Annotated in this window: 24 protein-coding genes; 10 read left to right on the plus strand and 14 right to left on the minus strand. The window is 59.8% G+C overall.

Annotated elements, in window-relative coordinates:
* Nucleotides 1-16 precede the first annotated feature (16 nt).
* Nucleotides 17-586, plus strand: coding sequence for a fasciclin domain-containing protein (locus ACEWMW_RS00805; RefSeq protein ID WP_409411987.1), 570 nt, complete (start codon nt 17-19; stop codon nt 584-586).
* A 29-nt stretch (nt 587-615) separates the two neighbouring features.
* Here the strand turns inward: ACEWMW_RS00805 and ACEWMW_RS00810 are convergent, their stop codons facing one another.
* Both ACEWMW_RS00810 and ACEWMW_RS00815 read right to left on the minus strand, forming a co-directional pair.
* Nucleotides 616-1,461 carry an arginyltransferase gene (locus tag ACEWMW_RS00810; protein WP_409411988.1) on the minus strand — a complete coding sequence of 282 codons (846 nt, stop codon included), beginning with the start codon at nt 1,459-1,461 and terminating at the stop codon, nt 616-618.
* A gap of 148 nt (nt 1,462-1,609) precedes the next feature.
* Nucleotides 1,610-2,863: a threonine ammonia-lyase gene (locus ACEWMW_RS00815; RefSeq protein WP_409411989.1), complete on the minus strand. Its 1,254-nt coding sequence runs from the start codon at nt 2,861-2,863 to the stop codon at nt 1,610-1,612.
* Nucleotides 2,864-2,950: 87 nt separating this feature from the next.
* Here ACEWMW_RS00815 and ACEWMW_RS00820 point away from each other — a divergent pair, with 87 nt between their 5' ends.
* From ACEWMW_RS00820 to ACEWMW_RS00835, 4 genes are all read left to right on the plus strand, one after another.
* On the plus strand, nt 2,951-3,853 hold the full coding sequence (locus ACEWMW_RS00820; RefSeq protein WP_409411990.1) for an NAD(P)-dependent oxidoreductase: 903 nt from the start codon (nt 2,951-2,953) through the stop codon (nt 3,851-3,853).
* The gene (locus ACEWMW_RS00825; RefSeq protein ID WP_409411991.1) at nt 3,850-5,508 is read left to right on the plus strand and encodes an amidohydrolase; all 1,659 of its coding nucleotides are present in this window, start codon (nt 3,850-3,852) and stop codon (nt 5,506-5,508) included. Before ACEWMW_RS00820 ends, ACEWMW_RS00825 begins: the two co-directional genes overlap by 4 nt.
* A gap of 111 nt (nt 5,509-5,619) precedes the next feature.
* Complete coding sequence (locus ACEWMW_RS00830) at nt 5,620-5,835, plus strand: hypothetical protein (protein WP_409411992.1); 216 nt, start codon at nt 5,620-5,622, stop codon at nt 5,833-5,835.
* 188 nt (nt 5,836-6,023) lie between these two features.
* Entirely contained in the window at nt 6,024-6,239 is a 216-nt protein-coding gene (locus ACEWMW_RS00835) for a hypothetical protein (protein ID WP_409411993.1), read from the plus strand.
* A gap of 98 nt (nt 6,240-6,337) precedes the next feature.
* On the opposite strand, the gene tatC is transcribed toward ACEWMW_RS00835, so the two are convergent.
* The 9 genes from tatC to ACEWMW_RS00880 form a co-directional block, all read right to left on the minus strand.
* Entirely contained in the window at nt 6,338-7,135 is a 798-nt protein-coding gene (gene tatC / locus ACEWMW_RS00840) for a twin-arginine translocase subunit TatC (protein ID WP_409411994.1), read from the minus strand.
* A gap of 6 nt (nt 7,136-7,141) precedes the next feature.
* The gene (tatB, locus tag ACEWMW_RS00845; RefSeq protein ID WP_409411995.1) at nt 7,142-7,567 is read right to left on the minus strand and encodes a Sec-independent protein translocase protein TatB; all 426 of its coding nucleotides are present in this window, start codon (nt 7,565-7,567) and stop codon (nt 7,142-7,144) included.
* Between the two features lie 11 nt (nt 7,568-7,578).
* Complete coding sequence (tatA, locus tag ACEWMW_RS00850) at nt 7,579-7,842, minus strand: twin-arginine translocase TatA/TatE family subunit (protein ID WP_409411996.1); 264 nt, start codon at nt 7,840-7,842, stop codon at nt 7,579-7,581.
* Between the two features lie 60 nt (nt 7,843-7,902).
* Nucleotides 7,903-8,571 (minus strand): SMC-Scp complex subunit ScpB, encoded by a 669-nt coding sequence (scpB, locus tag ACEWMW_RS00855; RefSeq protein WP_409411997.1) that lies wholly within the window; start codon nt 8,569-8,571, stop codon nt 7,903-7,905.
* Nucleotides 8,568-9,374 (minus strand): segregation and condensation protein A, encoded by an 807-nt coding sequence (locus ACEWMW_RS00860; protein WP_409411998.1) that lies wholly within the window; start codon nt 9,372-9,374, stop codon nt 8,568-8,570. The genes scpB and ACEWMW_RS00860 overlap by 4 nt, the downstream gene beginning before the upstream one ends.
* Nucleotides 9,371-10,390: a beta-N-acetylhexosaminidase gene (nagZ, locus tag ACEWMW_RS00865; protein ID WP_409411999.1), complete on the minus strand. Its 1,020-nt coding sequence runs from the start codon at nt 10,388-10,390 to the stop codon at nt 9,371-9,373. The genes ACEWMW_RS00860 and nagZ overlap by 4 nt, the downstream gene beginning before the upstream one ends.
* Nucleotides 10,391-10,477: 87 nt before the next feature.
* Nucleotides 10,478-11,176 carry an SPOR domain-containing protein gene (locus ACEWMW_RS00870; RefSeq protein WP_409412000.1) on the minus strand — a complete coding sequence of 233 codons (699 nt, stop codon included), beginning with the start codon at nt 11,174-11,176 and terminating at the stop codon, nt 10,478-10,480.
* A gap of 2 nt (nt 11,177-11,178) precedes the next feature.
* Entirely contained in the window at nt 11,179-12,939 is a 1,761-nt protein-coding gene (gene argS / locus ACEWMW_RS00875; protein ID WP_409412001.1) for an arginine--tRNA ligase, read from the minus strand.
* 62 nt (nt 12,940-13,001) lie between these two features.
* Nucleotides 13,002-13,652: a hypothetical protein gene (locus tag ACEWMW_RS00880; protein WP_409412002.1), complete on the minus strand. Its 651-nt coding sequence runs from the start codon at nt 13,650-13,652 to the stop codon at nt 13,002-13,004.
* 74 nt (nt 13,653-13,726) lie between these two features.
* On the opposite strand from ACEWMW_RS00880, the gene ispH reads away from it, so the two are divergent.
* Genes ispH through rnhA form a run of 3 tightly spaced genes read left to right on the plus strand, consistent with a single transcriptional unit; the run spans nt 13,727 to nt 16,126 of the window.
* Nucleotides 13,727-14,701, plus strand: coding sequence for a 4-hydroxy-3-methylbut-2-enyl diphosphate reductase (ispH, locus tag ACEWMW_RS00885; protein ID WP_409412003.1), 975 nt, complete (start codon nt 13,727-13,729; stop codon nt 14,699-14,701).
* A 13-nt stretch (nt 14,702-14,714) separates the two neighbouring features.
* On the plus strand, nt 14,715-15,686 hold the full coding sequence (locus tag ACEWMW_RS00890; RefSeq protein ID WP_409412004.1) for a homoserine kinase: 972 nt from the start codon (nt 14,715-14,717) through the stop codon (nt 15,684-15,686).
* Nucleotides 15,683-16,126, plus strand: coding sequence for a ribonuclease HI (gene rnhA / locus ACEWMW_RS00895; RefSeq protein WP_409412005.1), 444 nt, complete (start codon nt 15,683-15,685; stop codon nt 16,124-16,126). Before ACEWMW_RS00890 ends, rnhA begins: the two co-directional genes overlap by 4 nt.
* A 33-nt stretch (nt 16,127-16,159) precedes the next feature.
* Here the strand turns inward: rnhA and ACEWMW_RS00900 are convergent, their stop codons facing one another.
* The 3 genes from ACEWMW_RS00900 to ACEWMW_RS00910 all read right to left on the minus strand — a co-directional run bounded on the left by ACEWMW_RS00900 (nt 16,160) and on the right by ACEWMW_RS00910 (nt 18,452).
* Complete coding sequence (locus ACEWMW_RS00900) at nt 16,160-16,336, minus strand: YegP family protein (RefSeq protein ID WP_409412006.1); 177 nt, start codon at nt 16,334-16,336, stop codon at nt 16,160-16,162.
* 62 nt (nt 16,337-16,398) lie between these two features.
* Entirely contained in the window at nt 16,399-17,499 is a 1,101-nt protein-coding gene (locus ACEWMW_RS00905) for an NAD(P)/FAD-dependent oxidoreductase (protein WP_409412007.1), read from the minus strand.
* Complete coding sequence (locus ACEWMW_RS00910) at nt 17,496-18,452, minus strand: alpha/beta fold hydrolase (protein WP_409412008.1); 957 nt, start codon at nt 18,450-18,452, stop codon at nt 17,496-17,498. The genes ACEWMW_RS00905 and ACEWMW_RS00910 overlap by 4 nt, the downstream gene beginning before the upstream one ends.
* Nucleotides 18,453-18,557: 105 nt before the next feature.
* Here ACEWMW_RS00910 and ACEWMW_RS00915 point away from each other — a divergent pair, with 105 nt between their 5' ends.
* Together ACEWMW_RS00915 and cpaB are read left to right on the plus strand one after the other, a co-directional pair.
* A complete protein-coding gene (locus ACEWMW_RS00915; RefSeq protein WP_409412009.1) occupies nt 18,558-19,049 on the plus strand; it encodes an A24 family peptidase in 492 nt (163 codons plus the stop codon).
* An 87-nt stretch (nt 19,050-19,136) separates the two neighbouring features.
* Complete coding sequence (cpaB, locus tag ACEWMW_RS00920) at nt 19,137-20,249, plus strand: Flp pilus assembly protein CpaB (protein ID WP_409412010.1); 1,113 nt, start codon at nt 19,137-19,139, stop codon at nt 20,247-20,249.
* Nucleotides 20,250-20,272 lie beyond the last annotated feature (23 nt).

Raw genomic sequence — 20,272 nt, forward strand, 5'->3', positions numbered from 1 at the left:
AAAGCGGAACCACGATATGACACGTTTTTCAGCACGACTCATCGCGCCGGTCGCGCTTGCAATCGGAACCCTGGGACTTGCCGCCTGCTCCGAAGATGCAATTGAACCCGGCACCACCAGCGAAGACCGGGTCGATGATACGATCGCTTCGATCATTGGCGGGAACGATGATCTCTCTACCGTCGCTTCGGCATTGTCGGGCGCCGGCCTCGACACGGTGTTCGACGGCCCCGGCAGCTACACCATCCTCGCTCCCACCGATGCGGCTTTCGAAGCACTGGAAGGCAGCGATGAGTTGCTGAGCGAAGAGAACAGGCCGCTCCTGATCGCCGTGCTGCGCGATCACGTTGTGCCCGGCCACCTGACTGTTGAGTCGATCACCGAAGCGATCGAGCAGAACGGCGGTTCGGTCGAAATGCGCACGCTGGGCGGCGGCCTCGCGACATTCAGCGCGAATGACGGTGGGCTCAGCGTCAGCTCGGGCGACGGCCCGTTAGTGCGTGTCGCCGGTCAGGCGGAGGCCGGAAGCAATGGCGTGGTTATCCCGATTGACGGACTGCTAGAGGCACCCGCAGCGGCGGAATAGGAGCGCGCGCTCTTAGGCCCAAATTTACCTTATTCGACCAGCTGGAATGGCTGCTGTGTCGCGTCCTTAGCCGGCTTGTGACCCGGATCACTCTTCGGCTGGCCGGGGGCCATCGCTGCAGCGATCCGCGCGTCCTGCTCTTGCGGGCTCATCCGCACCCACCCATCGCGGGTGAGGCGTTCGAGCGGACGATAACGCACCTTGTATTGCATCCGCGCTGAGCCCTCGACCCAGTAGCCGAGATAAACATAGGGCAGGTCGTGCTCTGCGGCGCGGCGGATGTGCTCAAGGATAATGAAGTTGCCGAGACCGGCGCGCGATTCATGATCGGGATCATAGAAGCTGTAGATCATCGAGAGGCCATCGGCCTGCACATCGGTAAGACATGCACCCACCAGCTTGCCGGGACGTCCGCCGACAGATGGCTCTCGATACTCGATCATGGTGCTGGAAACGGGAGAGTGCTCGACCATGTCGGCAAAATCGGATTCCTCCATCGTCGCCATGCCGCCGCCGGGATGGCGCACGCCGAGATAGCGTTGGAGGAGGTCGAACTGCTCATCGGTCGCCCACGGGCGGCACTCGGTCGCGACAAGATCACTGTTGCGCTTGAGGAGGCGTTTCTGGCTTGATGAAGGCTGGAACTCCGGTGCCACGACACGCACCGATATACAGGCTTGGCAATCGATGCAGCTTGGCCGGTACGCGACAGTCTGGCTGCGGCGAAAACCGATCCGTCCCAGAGCTTCATTCAGCTGGTCGGAATGCGGACCCTTCAGCTCTGTGAAGACCTTCCGCTCTACCTTGCCGGGCAGATATGGGCACGGAGCGGGACTGGTAACGAAGAAGCGCGGAAAGCGGATTGGGGCCGTCACAGCTGATTATCGTCCTCTTCCCAAGTGGTTCGCCAGCAAGCGTGTGAGGAGACTATATGCAGAAAGTAGGCGGATGATAAAAGGTTCTTAACCATGAACTATGGTTAAGCACTTATGAATCTGCACAATTTTGGGACGCAGCCTGTGGCTAATTCAGCTCCACAAGGCTCACCGCATAGCCACGAGCCTGCAAAGCAGCGATCAGCGAATCGAGTTGGTCGCGGTCGCGGGCCTCACATTCGATGTCCGTAATGAGACCTTTCGCGGGCAACCCGGTAAAAATCCGCTGATGGTAAATCTCGATAATGTTGACGTTGTGCTCGTCAAACTCACGCATCACCTTGAACAAAGCTCCTGGGCGGTCCTGCAACTGGATCCGCAGCCGCGCGAGCCTGCCCGAACGCGCCAAGTCGCGCAGCAGCACATTGGCGAGGAGGCGGGTATCGATATTGCCGCCGCATAGCACCAGGCCGATCTTCTTGCCGGCGAAGCGATCCGGATTGGCCAGCACAGCCGCGAGTCCGGCAGCGCCCGCGCCCTCGACCACGGTCTTCTCAATCTGGAGCAATAGCGAGACAGCGTTTTCGAGCGCGTTCTCTTCTACCAGCAATATATCGTCCACCAGTTCGGCGATCACTCCTGACGTGAACTTGCCCGGCGCTTTCACAGCAATGCCTTCGGCCAGCGTATCTCCGCCGCAGTCCATCTGTTTGCCCTTCACATGCGCATACATAGATGGGAACAGTGCCGCCTGGACGCCGATGATCTCGATATCGGGATTGAGCGCCTTGGCCACGGTCGCCATGCCCGAGATCAATCCGCCGCCGCCGATCGGGACGACCAGGCAATCGAAATCCGATTCCTGCTCGAGCATTTCGAGTGCGACGGTTCCCTGCCCCGATGCGACAATCGGATCATCGAAAGGGTGGATGAAGGTGAGCCCCATCTCCTGCTCGAGCTTGAGAGCATGGGCATAGGCGTCATCAAAGGTTTCGCCTTCGAGCACCACATTGCCGCCGACACTTTCGGTCTGCATCACCTTCACCGTGGGCGTGGTGCGCGGCATCACAATCGTGACCGGTACGCCCAGCCTTGTACCGTGATAGCTCAGTCCTTGTGAATGATTGCCCGCAGACGCGGCGATCACGCCCTTGCTGCGTTGCTCCTCGGTCAGGTGCAGCAGGGCGTTGAGCGCGCCGCGCTCCTTGTAAGCCGCGGTGAACTGGAGGTTCTCGAACTTAAGCCAGATCTCTGCCCCGGCAATCGAAGACAGGGTCTGCGATTTGAGCAAGGGCGTGTGCACAATCGCATCGCCAATACGGTCCGCCGCCGCCCTCACGGTCTCGATCGAAAGTTCGGATTGCGCGGCATCGCTGGCCGGTAGGGGCTGGCTCTTGTTCATAGCCGCGCTGCAGTAGGGGGCCTCATCCCGATCCGCAATCGCGAAAGCATTTGCATCACGCGAAGCTTGCCTTAACGAGCGCGACCCATGAAGACCAAAGAAACTATCGCCTTCATCGGCCTCGGCGTGATGGGTGGCCCGATGGCGGGGCATCTTGCGGCAAGGGGCTATCCGCTTCGGATATACAACCGGACTCGTCAAAGGGCCGATGAGTGGAAGGAGCGGTTTGGACCCCAAGGTTCGCGCGTTAGGTTGTGCGACACACCGGCAAAAGCCGCGGAAGGTGCGAAAGTCGTGATCACCTGTGTGGGGAATGACGAGGACCTCGCCGAAGTCACCATCGGGCCGGGCGGAGCTTTTGAAGCCACGCGCGCCGGGGCCCTCTTCATCGACCACACCACAGTCTCGGCCAATATGGCCCGGCGGCTGGATGAAGAAGCAAGGCACAGAGGCTTCACCGCAATCGATGCGCCTGTTTCAGGCGGGCAAGCCGGTGCCGAGAATGGCAAGCTCGCCATCATGTGCGGCGGCACTGCCGAAGCAATGGACCGGGCACGGCCAGTTATGGAAAGCTACGGCGCGCGGATTGTCCATGTCGGAGCTGCGGGCGCAGGGCAAACAACCAAGATGGCCAACCAGATGTGCATTGCCGGCGTGCTGGGCGGATTGTCGGAGGCGATCCGGCTGGTCCAGGCCAGCGGGCTCGATGCGGACAAGGTGCTTGAGGCCATCTCCGGGGGAGCCGCACAAAGCTGGCAGATGGAGAATCGCTGGAAAACGATGGTCGAGGGCGAGTTTGACTTCGGATTCGCGATCGACTGGATGCGCAAGGATCTTGCATACACCTTGGCGGAAAGCGAGCGGCTCGGATTGGAAACGCCCATCACGTCACTCGTCGATCAGTTCTACGCCGATGTACAGGCGATGGGCGGAGGGCGGCAGGATACAAGCGCCCTGATCCGCCGCCTGCCAGAAGGAAAATCGCAATGAAGATGCTGGTCAAGGGCGCTATCGCCATGACGCTCGCTTTCACCGGCCCAGCCCACGCCGATGTGCTGGTCGACAACGTCAACGGCTATACGATTGATGAGAACGGTGAGCTCGATCAGTTCGTCGCCTTGTGGATCGACGATGACGGAAAAATCAAACAGGTCTTCGATCGCGGAGAGGATTTACCGAAGCGCACCGATTTCCGGTTTGATGGCCAAGGCCAAACGCTCTTGCCGGGACTGATAGACTCCCATGCGCATGTGATCGAGATTGGCCTCGCGGAAATGACGCTCGACCTGTCGCAAACCGAGTCGCTCGACCAAGCGCTTGGCGAAATCGAAAAGTTCGCGCGCGAGAATCCTTCCCGGCCATGGATCTTGGGCACCGGCTGGAATCATGAGAAGTGGGGGCTGGGACGATTCCCAACTGCAGCCGAGCTCGACGCTATTGTCGCCGACCGGCCGATTTGGCTCGAACGAGTCGACGCGCACGCGATCTGGGCGAACAGTGTCGCGCTGTCTCGGGCCGGGATTAGCAGTACGACCAAGAATCCCGAGGGAGGCAGGATCGAACGCCTGCCGGGTACGCAGACCCCATCAGGAATACTGGTCGACAAGGCCATGGCGCTAGGAACAGGCGCGATACCTGCACCCCGGCCAGCCGAACTCGACCTCGCGCTCGCCAAGGCGCAAGAACTCCTCTTGTCCTACGGGATAACGGCGGTGGCCGACATGGGCACCAGCCTCGAGGAGTGGATGACGTTCCGGCGAGCGGGTGATCTGGATTCTCTGCGCATGCGGGTAATGGTCTACGCTCAGGATCCCGACCTCTTCGAAACCATCGGCGGTGTGGGCGAACGTCCGTGGCTGTATAATGACCGTTTGCGGCTCACGGGTGTGAAGCTGTTTCTGGACGGCGCCATGGGTTCGCGCGGCGCATGGCTCAGCGAGCCCTATGCAGACGATCCCGGCAACCGGGGGATTCCGGCGATTTCTCCTACGAGACTGCGCAACCTCATCAGCCGTGCTGCACTGGGCAATTACCCGGTTGCGGCGCATGCTATTGGCGACGCGGCCAATGCCGAAGTCATCTCGGCTATCGAGGAACTGTCTGAAAGCTTTCCCGGTGATCGCCGTTGGCGGATCGAGCACGTGCAGATCCTTGATCCGGCTGACATCGATCGGCTGGGTAAGAGCGAAATCATTGCTTCCATGCAGCCGCTCCACCAGACTTCGGATCGCCTCATGGCAGAACGGCGACTGGAGCCGGCGCGCCTCGACGGTGCCTATGCCTGGCGCAGCATTATCGATGCCGGTGGCCTGATCGCTTTCGGATCGGATGCTCCGGTGGAAAATCCCGATCCTTGGGCCGGCATCGCCGCAGCGATCTCGCGCACCGATGACCGCGGCGAGCCGGCTGGCGGATGGTACCCGGCGCAATCGGTATCGCTGGTAGAAGCTTTGCAGAGTTTCACCGCAAATGCGGCCTTTGCCGGTTTTGCGGATGGCAGGTTCGGACGTTTGGTTCCAGGCGAACGCGCCGACTTCGTTCTGATCGATCGCGATCCATTTACGTCCAGTATTCAGGAGCTTCGCAATACGCGAGTGCTCCAGACCTGGCTTGATGGCACGGTTGCATGGCAAAAGGCAGAATGACTAGGCTGGGGCTAAGCAAGATCCCGGAGGTTCAATTAAGCTCATGCCTCAATTAAGGCTACCGTCAGCTTGGCTGGTCGATCAGATTCGCCAGCCCGAATGGAGATAGTAATGCTCAAGAAAATTGCCCTTGCAACTGCTGCCCTCACCCTTGCCGCAGCACCGGTTGCGGCCCAGCAAGCAGAATCGCAATCAGCCCGGGACGCTACAGCCGCTTCGAAAGAAAGCGAATTGGGCGGTCCCAACCTCATTTTCTACCTTGGAATTGCGATCATAGCGGCCTCAATTCTGTTGCTTTCGGAAGATGACGACCCGGTAAGCGCGTGACAAAAGTGCGGCTTTCCGGCAACAATTTGTAAACCTTGCTGCCCTAATCGACCGAATTGAAGGCGAATCGAGCCAATTTTCGTTCTGCGAGAGGCGAGATGAACCAAAAGGGGCTTGTCAGTATTGTGGCGATTCCCTAGAAAGAACATGAAGATCAATCGCAGAGATCTCTGAAGGAGACAAAGAAGATGAAGTTCCGTACTCTTGCTGCAGCTGCTGCTGCCGTTTCTCTGGCAACCGCACCGGCTGCCGCTCAAAGCGTTTCGCTGAACGCTGCTCCGGCTGAAGCTGAAAGCGAAGTAGGTGGTACGGGTACCATCCTCGGCATTCTTGCTGCCGCAGCTATCATCGCTGGCATCATCATTGCTGCCGACGGCGGCGACGACGATCCGATCAGCGCATAAGCGACAGCTTATATCGAATTGAAAGCGGGGCCTGCGGGCCCCGTTTTTGTATCCGCAATCCTAAATATGATCATTCCGAGTAGCACGAGCCGAGGAGCTTAGCCTTGAATCGACTCCTCTTCGCTGGCAGCCTTCCTCGCACTCGCCCGCTTCTCGGTCACCCGCATGATGAGCAGCGAGCCCTCGAAGAGCAACAACATCGGGACTGCCAAGATAAGCTGCGAACCCGGATCTGGAGGCGTCACTATGGCCGCAATGATGGCGATGCCGACGATGACGTAGCGCCGTGCCCCGGCAAGTTGTTCGCGGGTAACAATCCCAGCGCGGTTGAGCAGCAGAAGCAGCACCGGCAGCAGGAAACTGATCCCGAAGGCCAGGATGAACTGCATGACCAGCCCGAGATAATCGCCTGCAGCGGGAAGCGCTTCGATCTCCAATCCGCCAGCCTCACCGCCAAATCCAAGAAACCAGCGGAACGCCGTTGGCATCACGACGAAATAGGCCAGAGAGGCGCCGGCGATAAACAGGAGCGGGGTCGCCAGCAGAAATGGCAAGAATGCCTTCTTTTCCCGCGCGTAGAGCCCCGGCGCGACGAACGCCCACAGCTGGTTTGCGATGATAGGGAAGCTAAGGCAGAATCCGGCAAACAGAGCAACCTTGAGCTCCACGAAGAAGACTTCGTAGAGCTTGGTGAAGATTAGCTGCCCCTCCCCTTCCGGGAATGCATTCTTGAGCGGCTGGATAAGAAACCCGAGGATCGGGTCGGCAAAATAGAAGCAGAATGCAAAAGCGACCATCAAGGCCGCAACGCATCTCACTAGCCGGGTGCGCAGCTCAACCAGGTGGTCAAGTAACGGCGCCTGTGTCTCGTCGATATCGTTGAGCTTGAGTGGCATCGGCAATCAGCCTGCGTTCTTCTGACCATCAAATGGAAGCGATGGCTCGTCGCTGGCCTCGGTCTTTTCAGGCTCGTTGCGACTTTCCCTTGCCGAGCCAGACTCCCCACCGTGCGTTGAGTCCTCTGGCGGAACGATCGGCGTCATCTGATCGCTATCGTCAATCCCTGCGGAGGCGGGATCAGCCGAGTCCACGGCCGGGTACTTGGCCATTATTGCGTCGTTCTGCTCTTTCCATTTGCGGTCCATGTCTTCCATTTCGGCCTCGCGGACCATGGCATCGAGGCCGGTGCGAAAATGGGTGGATACACGGCGGATCTTGCCAATCCACCTACCGGCAGTGCGCAAAGCGAGCGGTAGCTGCTTTGGGCCGATAACGATGATCGCAATTATCACGATCACCAGCAGCTCGCTGGCGCCGATATCGAACATGCGAGCCTTCCCTAGCTCCGCGTGTCAGGTGGGGGCGTACGCGGTTGCGGTTCGGTTTCGGTCGAAGCCGAGGACTGACCGCTTGCCTGGACATCCTCGCGCGACGATTCGATCCTTGGGCTTTCACCGGGAGATTTTTCCTCTTCCGACATCCCCTGCTTGAAGCTTTTGATTCCCTTGCCAAAATCGCCCATCATTTCGGAAATCCGCCCCCGGCCAAATAGCACGAGGATGACTAAGGCAATGATGATCAGCTGCCAGGGACCTAGGCTCATGTGAATACTCTCAAGCTATTGTTCGATAGCAATATAGGGGTTCCGGCTCCTCGGCGCCAGTCACTCCTGAGATGCAGCTTGCGGCTCAGCCTCATTCGTGGCCGGTTCCGTCAATGAATCCTCCTCGGTATCCGGATCATCCTCGGTGTCGGCGCTCTCTTCAGCCTCATCCTGCGTCAGCGCGTCATAAGCTTCATCGACCGGATCGAGCAGGCCTGCTGCTCGCAGTTCGTCGATGCCCGGGAGATCACGCCGCGAATCGAGTCCGAAATGCGCGAGGAAGTCCGGTGTCGTTGCGTAAATAACCGGTCGCCCCGGTACTTCACGCCGACCTGCAACCCGCACCCAGCCCGCTTCCATGAGCACATCAAGCGTCCCGCTCGAGGTTTGGACACCGCGGATCGATTCAATTTCAGCACGGCTGACAGGCTCGTGATAGGCGACAATGGCAAGCACCTCGGTTGCAGCGCGACTCAGCCGCCGAACCTGTTCTCGCTCGCGTCGCAAAAGATGCGCAAGTTCGGGTGCGGTCTGGAAATGCCAGCGCTTGCCGCGCTCGACAAGATGGACACCGCGATCGGAATAATGCTCTACCAGCGATTGCAATGCTTCACGCACCGCCGGAACTTCGGCATCGCCCAAATGTCCGGCAAGCGAGTCGATCGACATCGGCTCTTCCGATGCGAATAGTGTTGCCTCGATTGCGCGCGAAAGGTCATCCTTGCTCATGAGGTAATCCTGCGCAATCTCATTGCACCGAACGCCTCTTCCTGGGCGATCTCTGCCTTGCCCAGCCGGGCAAGTTCAAGAGCCGCAACAAAACTCGATGCTAACGCCGAACGGCGCAACTGCGCATCGGCCTGCGGCGGAAGGAATTCTTCCAGTTCCATCCAGTCAAGCGTCACCCCGAGCATCGCCGAAACCCGATCGAGTGCCGAATCGAGCGACATGATCGCCCGCTCGCGCACCATGTGGATCGCCGGCGCGGTGCGCGCCTTGACCTGCCCGTAGCCCTGGACCAGCGCGTACCAATCGCAAGTCCACTGCGTCTTGCGATCGATCCGCAATCCTTCGGGATCTCCACGCAAGAAAGTATCGCGGCCGATCCGATCACGAGCCATCAACCGCGCACCCGCTTCGCGCATCGCGCCAAGCCGCTGGAGCCTCAGTTGCAGTTTGAGCGCCAGTTCTTCCGCACTTGGCTCGTCTTGCTCATCTTTTGGCAGCAGCAGCGCAGACTTGAGATAAGCCAGCCACGCCGCCATCACGAGATAGTCGGCCGCAAGCTCGAGGCGTAATGCCTCCGCGCGCTCGATGTATGTCAGATACTGATCCACAAGGGAAAGGATGGATATCTGCCGCAGGTCAACCTTCTGCCTGCGTACGAGATCAAGCAACAGGTCAAGCGGCCCTTCCCAGCCGTCCAGCTCGAGATAGAGCGCCGAATCTTCCCCCGCTGCACCAGCAACACCGGTCCATTCCTCGTCGACCTCAGTGTCGGAGGCATCAAACAGCAGGCCTTCGTCGGTCATGCCGTGGCCTCGGTCAGGGCAAGCAAGGCATCGCGTTTGGCGAGCAATTCGGAGCGGTCGACGCTCTCGGCATCGAATAGGCAGGCATCCATCGCGCGATCCAGCCGCTCGAGTGTGCGCTCGCGCATCGCAGGGGCGACATTGGCTATCGCGACCATGTCATCCATCTTCGCCCAGCAATTGAGCACAAGATCGCATCCTGCCTGGAGGGCGCGTTCAGCTCGCTCGGCGATGGTACCGGAAAGCGCTTCCATGTCGATATCATCTGTCAGCAGAAGGCCATCGAAACCGATCCGCTTGCGAATTATCTCATTGATAATGAACGGCGAAAGCGTAGCCGGATTCTCTTTGTCCCACGTGGTAAACAGCAAATGACCGGTCATTCCTATCGGCGTGTCTGACAGTGCACGGAATGGCGCAAGATCGGTTTCGAGTTCCTCTTCTGCGGCAGTGACCGTGGGCATTTCCTTGTGCGTATCCGTAGTCGTACGGCCATGGCCCGGCATATGTTTGACACAGCCAGCAACCCCGGCGCGCGCCAATCCGTCGAGTATTGCCCGGCCCAATGCTGCAACCTGCATCGGGTCGCTGCCCAAAGCACGATCACCGATTACGTCATGAGCGCCCGGCTGGCGAACATCTAGCGGCGGATGGCAATCCACCGTGATGCCCATGGCGGCCAGTTCGCGACCCATTGCTTCGGCGTTGCTGCGGGCTGCCTCGATCGCGCTGGCTGGAGCGGTTTGGTAGAGCCGATCAAACGCCTCGCCTGAAGGATAGTCGGTCCATTGCGGCGCACGCAGGCGTGCCACGCGGCCGCCTTCCTGGTCGATGCAAATGAACAACCGCTCGCGGCCATGCAGTTCGCGCAGGGAGTCGGTCAATGCCCGTAGCTGATCAGGATCGGCGCAGTTGCGCTTGAACAGTATATACCCTGCCGGATCGGCATCGGCGAAGAACGCGCGTTCGTCAGCCGTTAGCGCGGCTCCTGACATGGAGAATATAGCGGGCGTCATCACAGGGGAAGATTCGCAGGAAAGCGCCGGGTTCGCAAGCGGATCGGGCCTTGGCGATGTGGAAAATAGAACGACGAGTTGCGCGGCTCAGAGTTTAACCTGGCACGCCACTCCGTCATTCTTGAGCGCAGCGCAAAGTTGACGAGCCGCGTTAAGGTCTCCGGGCACAGCCTGCAGGCGATAGACTACACCGATATCGGCTGTGCCTTGGACGATCCGGTGCTTTACCCCGTTGAGCTTGTCGGTCTGCCGCATGAGTGTGCGCCAACCTTCCTGCGCACTGGCGCGCGTAGCGTAGGCGCCGACCTGCACAACCGGGCCTGAGGGCGGTTCAGAATTCTCCGATGGAATAGGCGAAGGTTCGTCGGCCGGTGCGGCGCTGGGCGTTGGTTCGGGCGAGGCGCCTAATGTGCCCTCGCTCCTTTGGCCTTCTCCGACTTTAAAACTCGTGTCGCCCGTACCTTCGAATGTTTTGCCGCCGGCGTCAGCCGGACGAACCTTGTAGGGACCTGCAGGTGCCGCAATCACCGTGCCTTCGGGTTGCAATTCCGCGCTCGCTTCTCCTTGCGTGAACCACCACACGGCAGCTCCAACCGATCCGCCGAGCAACAGCAAGAGCAGCGCAAAACCAGCTAGCCGGCCGCCATCAATTCCGCGCTCTTCATCGTCGAAATCGCTGGCTTCAAGCCACGGCAGGCGCTCGTCATCTCCATCGGTCAGGACAAGCTGCTCGGATGCGAAAAGCTCTTCGCGATCGTCCTCACCGAAGCCTTGCGGCGCGGCCATGCCTACATCTCCTCAACCGCCTCGACACCCAACACATGGAGGCCGTTGCGGATTACTTGCCCGATTTGGGCGGCGAGGAAAAGCCGCGCAGCGGTCAAATCCGGGGCCTCGCTGCGGATGATGCGCAATTCGGGGCGATCATTGCCCAAATTCCAGAAGGCATGAAATTCGGCGGCGAGGTCATAGAGGTAGAAGGCGATCCGGTGCGGTTCGCGCGCCTGGGCAGCAGCTTCGAGCAGGCGTGGGAACTGTGCCGCCTGCTTGACCAGAGCGAGATCTTCCGGGCCCAACAAGTCGAGCATCTCGCCCGATGGCTCGATCCCTTCGGCGGCGCCTTTGCGCAAGGTCGAGCTGATACGTGCATGCGCGTACTGCACATAGAATACGGGATTGTCCTTCGAAGCCTCGACCACCTTGGCGAAATCGAACTCCATCTGCGCTTCGGGCTTGCGGGTCAGCATGGTGAAGCGCACCACGTCCTTACCCACTTCGCGCACCATGTCGGCGATGGTGATGAAATTGCCGGAACGCTTCGACATCTTGACCGGCTCACCGCCACGCATGAGCTGGACCATCTGCACCAATTTGACGTCGAACGGGATCAGCTTGCCCTGCCCCTCGGAAAGCGCCGCAACCGCCGCCTTGATCCGTTTGACCGTACCGGCGTGATCCGCCCCCCAAATGTCAATAAGAGCATCGGCGCTGTCTGCCTTCTGCATATGGTAGGCAAGGTCGGCCCCGAAATATGTCCAGCTTCCGTCCGACTTGCGAATCGGGCGATCCTGATCATCGCCGAATCTGGTCGAGCGGAACAGCGGCAGTTCGACCGCCTCCCAGTCTTCCAGAGTCTTGCCCTTGGGCGCTTCGAGAACCCCGTCATAAACAAGATCGTGCTCCCGCAGCCAAGCTTCGGCTATTTGGGGCTTGCCCGCAGCCTGCAAGGCTGCCTCCGATGCGAACAGATCGTGATGGATACCCAGCAATGCCAAATCAGATTTGATTACAGCGAGCATCTGCTCGACCGCTTCGGCGCGAAATATCGCCAGCCATTCTTCTTCCGGAGCCGATTGATACCGTTCGCCCAATTCGCTGGCGAGATATTCGCCGACCGCCTTAAGGTATTCACCCGGGTACAGGCCTTCGGGTATCTCGCCGATATCTTCGCCCAATGCTTCGCGGTAGCGCAGGTGAGCTGACCTCGCGAGCACATCGACCTGACCGCCCGCATCGTTGACGTAATATTCGCGAGTGACGTCGTGCCCTGCCCATTCGAGCAACCGCGCTAGCGCGTCACCGACAACCGCTCCGCGGCAATGACCCATGTGCATCGGACCGGTTGGATTGGCGGAAACATATTCAACGTTGACGCGTGAGCCTGCACCGATCTCTGACTTGCCATAGTCGTCTCCGAGCGCCGCGATCGCGGTGAGCTCGTCGCGCCAGACATCGTCGGCCAGCCGCAGATTTATGAAACCGGGCCCGGCGATATCGGCGCTATCGATCTCTGGATCTGCTGCCAGTTTCTCAACCAGCTTGCCGGCCAGTTCGCGCGGATTGGTCTTAGCCACCCTGGCCAGCACCATCGCTGCATTGGTCGCAAGGTCGCCGTGCGAGGTATCGCGCGGCGGCTCAATGGTCACATTCGCACGTGATGTGCCCGCCGGAAGCGCACCATCGGCTTCAAGCGCCGCTAGTGCTGCGTCGATCTTGTCCGCAAAAGCGGCATGCACTGTCTGCATAGCTGAAGATTCCGTCTGGGCCATGGCGCGCGCGGTTAGCCTGTTTCCCGGCATTGCGGAAGGGCTAGCGCCCGGCGCAGGTCCCTTTATCGAGTGGCGTTGTAGGCGAGCTGGTCCTGTGTCAGCTGGAATCCGACCAGTAGCTCAAAGCTCGCTCGGTTTACTGCGGCCCGAACTTCGGGATCCGCCAAAGGATCAAGGGCTGCGTCCGGATCCCCGGGCCTGCGTCGCCGTGTGATGCGTTCGCGCACTTCGGCTGGCAGCGTTGCTTCGGCGCGATTGACGAACGCTCCGGCCACGCCGCTTGCCTGTGCGCGCTCCTGCCCATCGGCGAAATTCAGCGTGACCGTTCCGATCCGCTTTGTCACAACCGAAGATCCGCCGCGAACGACCGTAGAATAATATGGCAGCTGGACTGTACGGTTACCGCGCGCATCCGTGCGCCGTGCCAGCACATCGAATGTCGCATTGGTGTAGACCCGCTCGCTCGTATCATCGCAGGTACTGCGCAGGTTGGTGATGTTGGCCACCACATCGATATTGTCCGCCGTAACCGATCCGGCATTGCGGAATGTGGTAATATTACCCGTGTAGTCTGGAACGCCGACTGCCGGACACGTCGAGCGAACCGCCGTGATGCCGACACCGTCAGCAAGCACCAGCTCGCCTTCGCGCGCGCACCCAGCAAGCGCGGCTGCAATTGCTAGACAGGAGAACAAGCGGGTAGCGGATTTCATTGCGGAAGCGTCCTTTGAACTTTTGCTCGTTGTGGCCCTAGCGAGGCTCGCAGCAAAGCGCTAGTGGGCCAGATATGAACGCTCCCTTGCAATCCCCGTCCGATGCCCAGACGCGCCCGGCGCTGACCTTGCTGATCGCCGCACCGCGCGGCTTTTGCGCCGGCGTGGACCGTGCGATCGAGATCGTCGAGCGCGCGATCGAGCGCTATGGCGCGCCCGTCTATGTCCGCCATGAAATCGTCCACAACCGTTATGTTGTAGAAGGTCTGGAAGCCAAGGGCGCCATCTTTGTCGAGGAGCTTGACGAGGTGCCCGATGGCGCGCCGGTCGTATTCAGCGCCCATGGTGTCCCCAAATCGGTGCCCGCCGAGGCCGAGCGACGCGAGCTCGACTACCTCGACGCGACCTGCCCGCTGGTAAGCAAGGTTCACCGTCAGGCAGAGCGTCAAATCGAGAAGGGCCGCCACATCATATTTGTCGGCCATGCTGGGCATCCCGAAGTCATCGGTACCATGGGGCAAGTCGCCAAGGGTGAGATGACCTTGGTCGAGACAGTCGAGGACGTTGCAAACCTACCATTCGATGAGGGAACTCCGCTGGGCTTCCTCACCCAGACCACGCTTTCGGTTGATGACACGGCGGAAATTATCGCCGCTCTGGAGCAGCGCTTTCCCCAGATCGTTGGTCCGAAAGCAGAAGACATTTGTTACGCCACATCGAACCGCCAGGCTGCAGTCAAACAGATTGCACCGGAAGCCGACCTGGTGCTGGTGATTGGTGCGCCAAATAGCTCAAACTCACTACGCCTTGTCGAAGTGGCGCAGCGCTGCGGTACCGATGCCCGCCTCATTCAGCGCGGCAGAGAAATCGATCCTACTTGGCTTGAAGGCGTCGAAACGATCGGCCTGACCGCCGGCGCGTCCGCGCCCGAAGCTTTGGTGCGAGAGGTTGTCGACATGTTGGCGAAATGGCGCACTATCGAAGAGCGCACCATTGTCAGCACGGTCGAAAAAATGGTTTTCAAACTGCCGCGACAGCTCGTCGACTAGGCCGGAGCAGGCATTGGCCGTCTATACCCATCTCGCCGCGAAAGATCTGGACGAACTCGTTGCTCACTACGACGTCGGCACCCTTACATCGGCGAAGGGCATCGCCGAGGGCGTTTCGAACAGTAACTGGCTGATCGAAACCACTGGCGCCGACGCCGCTGGAGCGCGATTTATCCTCACCATGTACGAGCGGCGGATTGACTATGCGGATCTGCCATTTTTCCTTGGCCTACTCGATCACTTGTCCGAACATGACTGTCCAGTCCCGCGCACAATCCATGATCGCGAAGGCGCCGCTTATCGCATGATCGATGGCAAGGCGGTTGCACTGATTGAATTCTTGCCGGGTGTCTCGGTCGATCATCCGACGGTCGACCAGGCGAGATCGGTCGGAGAGGCCCTGGCCAGGGTGCATATCGCCGCGAAAGATTTTCCCACCCAGCGTCCGAATAGCTTGGGCATTATGAGCAGTGCCAAGGTCCTCTCGCAATGCGGTGCGGAAGCACTTTCCGGTATCGATCCGGCACTGCCACCAGCAATCACGATTGCCCATGATTTGGCAGCTTCAGGGCCCGAGCAATTGCCGCAATCGATAATTCACTCGGATCTCTTTCCTGACAATGTGCTGATGATCGGAAGCAATGTCTCGGGCATGATCGACTTCTATTTCGCCTGCAGCGACGCGATGGCTTACGATCTGGCTGTGACCCACGCCGCATGGGCATTTGAGCGAGGCGGGAGTACATTCCACGAAGATGTCGGCGAAGCGCTCATCGAGGGATACGAATCAGTGCGTTCGCTTTCTCAAGAGGAGCGCGACGCACTTCCCGTACTTGCCCAAGGTGCATGCCTTCGGTTCGTTGCGAGCCGCGCAGAAGATTGGCTCGAAACGCCGCATGACGCGCTCGTCACACGTAAGGATCCGATGGATTTCATGCGAAGACTAGAGACCTATCGCTCCCGCGGTGGAGAGATATTCTCGTGAAGCAGGTCGAAATTTTTACTGACGGAGCTTGCAAGGGCAATCCCGGCCCGGGCGGCTGGGGCGCACTGCTGCGCATGGGCAAACACGAAAAAGAACTGTCTGGAAGTGAACCAGAGACAACCAACAATCGCATGGAAATGACCGCCGTCATAAGAGCGCTTGAAGCGCTGAATACGCCGTGCGAGATCGAGCTATATTCGGACAGTAAATATGTGATCGACGGGATCACCCAATGGATCCATGGCTGGAAAAAGCGCGGATGGATTACGGCGGGCAAGAAACCTGTCAAGAATGCCGACCTGTGGGAAGCGCTCGATGCCGCGACCGATCATCATCGGATTTGCTGGCATTGGGTGAAGGGCCATTCGGGTCACGCCGAGAACGAACGAGTGGACCAGCTCGCCAGCAGGGAAGCAGAAAAGGCCGGCGCCACAGAGTGACACCGGCCTTTCGCTGAACAGTTGTAATACTACCTAGCTGTTGTCGACTACGTCCGCTCCGGGACCATTCTTCTGTATCGACTTGATAGCGTTCTTGGCCGAATCCTTGCTCGAATAGCCTTCGGTCGAGAACATGATTTCCTTGTTGTATTTGAAGCGGACGCGGAACTCGCCCTTCTTGTCTTTGTAAATTTCGAAATGGTGACCCACGGTCGCACTCCCTTCTCTCTGCTAGGATTCGCGACCCACACTAGCAGCCAAATTTCGATTGGCTAGAGCAAGCGCCCAGGAGTGTAGGCTTCGGAGTCGACTGACGACGTCATGGTGTCACTTGGGTGGCCCAGCAACGCTTGCGCTATCATACGGGCAGCAGCCGGAGCTGTCTGGATACCGAAGCCGCCTTGACCTGCGAACCACACGAAGCGATCGCGCCGCGGATCCCTCCCCAGCACGGGAATGCGATCAGGAGCGAAGCTGCGCAATCCAGCCCATTTGTGCTCCACTGCTTCGATCTCGCAATCGACGACCAGTTCGAACGCAGCGATCGCCTTTGCGATATCGAGTTCATCAGGAGCGGCGTCAACGGGTGCGCTGGGTGTTTCATCGTGTGGACTGAGCCACAGCTTGCCGCTTTCCGGCTTGAAATAGAAGGAACCGCCAATGTCGATGGTGAGCGGCAGATCGGGCGCAGTCGGCGGGTTTGTCCGCAGTTGCGCAACCGTCCGCCGGTAGGGCTTGATACCAAGCGGCCCGACACCTGCCATGAGCGCAATATCATCAGCCCATGCGCCTGCGGCATTGACCAGGTTGGCCGCGCGCCACTCGCCGCCTTGGTCGCTCCCCAGACGCCAAAAGCCTGCACGCCACTCCGCGCTGTTCAACCGGGCGCGAGGGACAATCTCCGCACCTGCGGTCCTGGCCGCTCGCAAATAATGTGAGTGCAATTCGGCGACATCGATATCGGCACATTTGGGCGCCCAGACAGCATCGCACCACTCCGCTGAGAGCCCGGCAATCTTGCTTCGCATGAAGGACTGATCGACGCGCTCGATAGTGGCACCGGTTTCGCGGAACTCCTCCATGAAGGCATCCAGCATCGAAGAATCCGCGGCCCGCCCGATGTATATTGCGCCGCGCGGGCTGAGCAGGCCATGCTCGCGCAGGAAAGGACCCGATGCCAAGGTAAGCGGATTAACGTGTGGGCCGCCATAGCATTCGTCCCAGAACGCGGCCGAACGGCCCGTGGCATGGTAGCCCGGCTGCGATTCGGCTTCGAGCAGCAACACCGAGGCGTACGGCGCGAGCTCTGCAGCAAGGCTCGCTCCCGCCATGCCGGCTCCGACAATCGCAAAGTCGAAACTGCGAGGACTCACTGCTTCGGTACGACCCGTCCGAGAAACTCGCTAACGGCAGCCATTGCCCGGTCGCGCACCGGATCAATCTCGCGCAGGATCTCGTGATGGGCCTCATCTCCGAATTCAATAAGCTCGCCCTTAGGCAAGCGTCGCATCGCGGTGCGGATCGCACCTATGTCTACCAGCTTGTCGATCGAGGTGGCCAGCGCCAAAACTGGCGTCTGGACCTTCTCGAGCAATGGACCATCCATCAGGCCGCGCATCGAAGCATAGGCGCGCTCGACCCAGCCCCAGCTACCCGGCCCCATAACCAGTTCCGGCCGATGTTCGCGCCACCACGCCTCATCGGCATAGCGATCCGCATCATGGGTCAGCAATTTTGCCCGCGCAGCAGGTATCTCGCCCGGCTTCTCGCTCCATTTCCACGCCGGACGCTTGGGATCACCGAGCGAGGACATCAGCTTGGCTGAGCTATGCATCAATGCGAGGGGCAGGAACTGACCTGTGAAACCCAGCATGGGCGCGGATAGCACCAGTGCGTCAGGATCAACCCGGTCCTCGGCCACTGCGCGTAGCCCCAAATGCCCACCCATCGAGTGTCCGGCAAGCACGTGCGGGCCCGGCGTTTCAGCTTTCCACTGCTTCCAGAGATGCGCCAGGTCATCGATCCACATCGAGAAGTCGGCGATATGGCCAGTTACCGCATCGGCGCCCAACCTGCCCGAGGCCCCCTGCCCGCGCCAATCCGATGCCGTGACCCGCCAACCATCACGATGCCATTCTTCCAGAGATTCGAGATATTTTTCGTAGTGATCACCTCGGCCGGGGAAGAACAGTATTGAACCGCGCTGCCTCTCTCCGTCTTCACCAGCTGCACCGGGCCAATCGATCCGGCGGATCGAGTGACCATCCCCTGCCTGCCAGTGGGACTCTTCCGCATGGGAAGGAATCTTGCGACGGTCGATCACCACGCTCTCGCCTGCTTCTCCTTGGCTAATACCATCCTCCTGCGGTTGGTTACTTTTTAGTAAGCACTACTCTGTAGCAAGCCCACCGAAGGGGTTTCGGGGGGTACAATGCCGAGCGATTTTTTCCAGTACGGGCTGCTTGCTGCATTGGCAATCGCGCTGCTTTATGCGGCTGCGACCGATATCCACCGCCGTCAAATAGACAATTGGCTTACTGCCGGTATCGCCCTCACCGCACCGCTTTACTGGTGGGCCAGCGGGCTGAGCCTGTGGCCGGGCGTGGCAATCCAGCTGGGTGTCGCTTTGGGGGTGTTCGCTTTTCTTGCCGTGCTGTTCGCACTGCGCTGGATGGGAGGCGGCGACGTAAAGCTGCTCTCTGCGCTGGCGCTATGGATCGTACCGGCAGATTTTTTGAAGATAGTGATCGTGATGGCCCTGGTCGGCGGTGTGCTGACCATTGCTGTTGGTAGCTGGCACGTCATGCGCCGGCAGCGGGATCGCATCGCCGTACCATACGGCGTTGCCATCGCGATCGGGGGACTTTGGGTGCTTGGAACGAATTATCTGCCGCTGGCAGGTCAAGGGATCGTAGCGGGCTGACAACCCGATCTTAACCAATTCGGTCTTAAGCACGAAAACCATGATCGCTCGGAAAGTGTGCCGAGCCAATGAGGGGGCTTAATAGCCATGGACAGGAAGAAGCTGGTTCTGCTGCTGGGAGCACTGGTCATCGCGATCGGTACGGCACTGGTAGCCCGGAGTATGTTCGCTGGAGCGGGAGCTCCTGCTGCGGAAGCTGCAGTGCAGACGGGACCCAAGGTCCTGGTTGCGCAGCGCACTCTGCCGACAGGCACCATCATTACGGCTGACGCATTGGGCTTCCAGGCGTGGCCGGAAGACTTGGTGCAGGATGTCTATTTCATTGATGGCGAAGCCGACATGACCAAGCTACTTGGTACGGTCGTTCGTCATCCCGTCACGGCCGGCGAACCGGTGACCCAGGGTTCACTCGTGAGCCCTGGCGATCGCGGCTTCCTTGCTGCGGCGCTTGGCCCAGGCATGCGCGCCGTAACCATTCCTGTTTCCGCTAAAACCGGTGTGGCCGGCTTCGTCTTCCCGGGTGACCGCGTCGACATCGTCCTGACCCAGTCGGTTAAGGGCGAAGGCCAGGCTCTGAAAGCTTCGGAAACGATCTTGCACAATATGCGTGTACTCGCAACCGACCAGAAAACCGAACAGAAGACCGTTGATGGTCAGACTGTCGTCAAGGCCTTCCGCACTGTCACTCTCGAAGTGACACCAAAGATCGCGGAAAAGGTCGCTGTTGCCCAGACAATCGGCACGCTCAGCCTCTCGCTGCGTTCGCTGGCCGACAATCAAGGCGAACTGGAAGCAGCTCTTGCTGCCGGTGACATCACTCTTCCCGACAACGCAACACCGGAAGAAGAAGAGCGTCTGATCCGCGAAGCTATGGGCCGTCCAATCGACAGCAAGTCAACTTATGTCACCGGTGCTGATGTTTCGCGCTTCCAGCGTGCATCGAAGCCCGCACAGGGTCGCAGTGGCGGATCGTCGAACAACGGTTCGGCTCCTAGCGTCGCTGCGCCCTCGGGACAGTATTCCGGCCCCGGTGTTCGCGTAACTCGCGGCAAGCAGACCCAGGTTGTTCCGGTAGCCAGCAACGGCTCGCGCGCAGCAGCTATCTCGGGCGCAACCGCCGGTTTCCTCGCCAAACAGGCTGCTGGAGCGGGCAAGGCTGCCCAGGCTTCCAGCGCCGCCATGCAAATGAACGTCCGGTGATCGCCGTGACCACCACAGCGAAT

Source organism: Litorerythrobacter xanthomarinus (genome assembly GCF_046254955.1).
Lineage (GTDB): Bacteria > Pseudomonadota > Alphaproteobacteria > Sphingomonadales > Sphingomonadaceae > Qipengyuania_C.

Coding starts and splice junctions, on each gene's coding strand:
- ACEWMW_RS00805 (WP_409411987.1), top strand. CDS start 17: ATGACACGTTTTTCAGCACGACTCATCGCGCCGGTCGCGCTTGCAATC.
- ACEWMW_RS00815 (WP_409411989.1), bottom strand. CDS start 2,863: ATGAACAAGAGCCAGCCCCTACCGGCCAGCGATGCCGCGCAATCCGAA.
- ACEWMW_RS00820 (WP_409411990.1), top strand. CDS start 2,951: ATGAAGACCAAAGAAACTATCGCCTTCATCGGCCTCGGCGTGATGGGT.
- ACEWMW_RS00825 (WP_409411991.1), top strand. CDS start 3,850: ATGAAGATGCTGGTCAAGGGCGCTATCGCCATGACGCTCGCTTTCACC.
- ACEWMW_RS00830 (WP_409411992.1), top strand. CDS start 5,620: ATGCTCAAGAAAATTGCCCTTGCAACTGCTGCCCTCACCCTTGCCGCA.
- ACEWMW_RS00835 (WP_409411993.1), top strand. CDS start 6,024: ATGAAGTTCCGTACTCTTGCTGCAGCTGCTGCTGCCGTTTCTCTGGCA.
- tatC (WP_409411994.1), bottom strand. CDS start 7,135: ATGCCACTCAAGCTCAACGATATCGACGAGACACAGGCGCCGTTACTT.
- tatB (WP_409411995.1), bottom strand. CDS start 7,567: ATGTTCGATATCGGCGCCAGCGAGCTGCTGGTGATCGTGATAATTGCG.
- tatA (WP_409411996.1), bottom strand. CDS start 7,842: ATGAGCCTAGGTCCCTGGCAGCTGATCATCATTGCCTTAGTCATCCTC.
- scpB (WP_409411997.1), bottom strand. CDS start 8,571: ATGAGCAAGGATGACCTTTCGCGCGCAATCGAGGCAACACTATTCGCA.
- ACEWMW_RS00860 (WP_409411998.1), bottom strand. CDS start 9,374: ATGACCGACGAAGGCCTGCTGTTTGATGCCTCCGACACTGAGGTCGAC.
- nagZ (WP_409411999.1), bottom strand. CDS start 10,390: ATGACGCCCGCTATATTCTCCATGTCAGGAGCCGCGCTAACGGCTGAC.
- ACEWMW_RS00870 (WP_409412000.1), bottom strand. CDS start 11,176: ATGGCCGCGCCGCAAGGCTTCGGTGAGGACGATCGCGAAGAGCTTTTC.
- argS (WP_409412001.1), bottom strand. CDS start 12,939: ATGGCCCAGACGGAATCTTCAGCTATGCAGACAGTGCATGCCGCTTTT.
- ACEWMW_RS00880 (WP_409412002.1), bottom strand. CDS start 13,652: ATGAAATCCGCTACCCGCTTGTTCTCCTGTCTAGCAATTGCAGCCGCG.
- ispH (WP_409412003.1), top strand. CDS start 13,727: ATGAACGCTCCCTTGCAATCCCCGTCCGATGCCCAGACGCGCCCGGCG.
- ACEWMW_RS00915 (WP_409412009.1), top strand. CDS start 18,558: ATGCCGAGCGATTTTTTCCAGTACGGGCTGCTTGCTGCATTGGCAATC.
- cpaB (WP_409412010.1), top strand. CDS start 19,137: ATGGACAGGAAGAAGCTGGTTCTGCTGCTGGGAGCACTGGTCATCGCG.